Here is a 2,484-nt window from a genome sequence, read left to right as displayed (position 1 = left end):
TTCGGGCACTACTTTGATCTACCTCATACCTCTATATAGGCTTGGTAAATCTGCCCTAAGAACGTATCTATATTTTTAGAGTCCAGTTAATTCTAATAGTTTTTCTAATTTCATAATATTATGTGAAATATAAACTTGGTGGTTTTAAGTTCACCAAATTTATGCTAATTATTAATCGCAATCTCCTAACTCGAACCATCTAATTATTTCCAGAAACTTTTATTCTCTAAACTTATTGAAGTCCTTGGAGATGAACCCTGTCTTGTTATTGTAACAGTTAGGCTATAATCTTTAATACTCCACACAATAAAGATTGGTTCTTCTTCGAACGTACATTTTCTCATAGAGCCTCTTGACCTTGTAGAACTTCCCCCGTCTTCATGAAACGAAGTACTAGTTTCTAGAGTTTTATCTATATTATATAGGCCGACAGGATTACCATACTCTTTTACCATACGATCAAAAAATGATCTATCTAGTACTTCGTTTACTCTAATAGAAAGCTCTTTAACCACGTCTTTTTTATCCGTTATAATAGTGAAGAATTGATAGGGTTTTCCTAAGTACAACCCTGTATCTGAAGTTTTCAAATACGAGTTGTAGTTAGCTTCTTTTACGCTAGGTTTAACATTAGGAATCTCACTTATATGTTTACCGATAAGTTCTGTATTTAAAGGGTTTCCCATTAGAATAGTTATTATAATTAAAAGTATCATAATTTAAGTATTACAGTTACCTGTTGTGATTAAACTATGTACGAAAGGTGCTGGATTCGTAAAGCCATATGGATTGTTTTTTGATACACTTCCCCCAATTTCTCTCATTCTGTCTTTCATTCTGTCAAAGTAGAAATTCTCAACTTGCAGCGCACTAGCTTTAGGGTTTTCCTTAAAATATACTTCGGTATCATCTTCTGCTAATGCCATCATTGCTGCTGTGGCTGTGGCTGCATGTCCGTTTCTATAAGAGTTAGGGACAATAAAATAAAGCGTTGGAAAGTTGACAACTCTTGATTCAAATCCAATACCACCCGCATCTGTATAAGCTGTAAAAAAGAACGCTTGCATACCATAGACTGACGCTCCCTTAACTAGGCCTCTTCGTGCGTATTCCCAACTTGAACAATGAGGTATTTCTACTGGTCGTGAACCGTCACCACCACCAATGCCACCACCTCCAGAACCATTTCCTCCACCGCTTCCACCGTCACATACTTCATAACTATAAAGTACGTCAATGTGAACTGGATTACCATTTACAGACGTTGTGTTAATAACGTAATAAGTTTGGCAATCTGCTTTTGAAGAAGATAAAAGAGGCTTTGAAATATTCATAATAGCCTTATCAAAATGCTTTTGTTTATTATCAGATTGAAAAAAAGAAGTGCTTCTCGAGGAAATATTATTATTATAGCTAGAATATTTATATTCTAAATAAGGTAATTTAAGTATTTGTTCAATATTGTTAAAACTGTCTTCTGTATTAAGAAACACTTTCAAAGATTCCCTAAAATCGTTCTTATCTTTAGTTAATATCAAATAAGATTTTACGTGAATCTTGTTCTTTAAGTCATCAAGCTTTACCTGATTTTTAACAGTAGTTGATTTATGGGTTAGTGGGAAATAAATATCATTTTCAACTTGAAAGTAATTTTCCCAATCTGGAGTACCGTAGAAATTAGGGTTCTCATTAAATTTTTGATCGTGATTATCTTCGTACCATGATCTGACCTTTTGACTAAGATCACTTTCAACGTTTGGCAACTCCTCCTTTTGACAAGCAATCATTAAAAAGGCTACTAAAAAAAGAATAGGTTTTAATAGGTTTTTCATAAAATTTTAGCTTAATCTGGTTTATAGTTACTGAGTAAAACTAAGTAAAAAACAAATGAGTATTGACGTGGTAAAACCGTACTACTATAAATTTAACAGAATACCCTATATATAATTAAAAAAAACCATCTCGCAAACCTATTGAGAGTAAAATAGCTATAAAGAAAATCGTCTGTCAATCCTTCGTTTTAAAATAGTTATTTGTGTAAGAAACAGAAGGACAAGAAATAAAATACCGCATATAGTAGTTTTATGAAATGTAAAGTCAGAAAACTTACTTCAGGTTTTTTTGTACCCACCTTAAAATTATACAGACTACAACCCTGTAGTTCTGTACATACATTCTAAATTCTATTTCAAGTATAACAGACAATCACAATAGAGAAAAACCTATAGATCTTTTACTCCCAAACAGAGATGGTTTGCCTGTATAAGCACAAGTACAACTCATCAAATTTTCTTAAAAAAACAAAAGGTTTTCATTAATAATAACACTGTTTTACCATAAAAAATAGGTGTATTAACCTTTTAAAATACTGGCAGGTACTAGTTTGATAATCACTCTCATAACTATACATTTAACCAAAAATTAATAATTAATTAACAAACACAAATTTTAACTAATCATGAAAACACAAACTCATTTTAAAAG

The 2,484-nt window shown here is 31.9% G+C and carries 2 protein-coding genes; both read right to left on the bottom strand.

The window, feature by feature from the left end; translation table 11 throughout:
* Nucleotides 1-203: 203 nt before the first annotated feature.
* Complete coding sequence (locus Z054_RS0127200) at nt 204-716, bottom strand: hypothetical protein (RefSeq protein ID WP_152538704.1); 513 nt, start codon at nt 714-716, stop codon at nt 204-206.
* Nucleotides 717-719: 3 nt separating this feature from the next.
* Nucleotides 720-1,763, bottom strand: coding sequence for a hypothetical protein (locus Z054_RS0127195; protein WP_152538703.1), 1,044 nt, complete (start codon nt 1,761-1,763; stop codon nt 720-722).
* Nucleotides 1,764-2,484 lie beyond the last annotated feature (721 nt).

Origin of the sequence: Aquimarina macrocephali JAMB N27 (genome assembly GCF_000520995.1) — a bacterium.
Lineage (GTDB): Bacteria > Bacteroidota > Bacteroidia > Flavobacteriales > Flavobacteriaceae > Aquimarina > Aquimarina macrocephali.
This window is presented reverse-complemented; position numbering and strand designations above follow the sequence as displayed.

Excerpts from the sequence above, each read along its gene's own strand:
- Z054_RS0127200 (WP_152538704.1), bottom strand. The coding sequence starts at position 716 with ATGATACTTTTAATTATAATAACTATTCTAATGGGAAACCCTTTAAAT.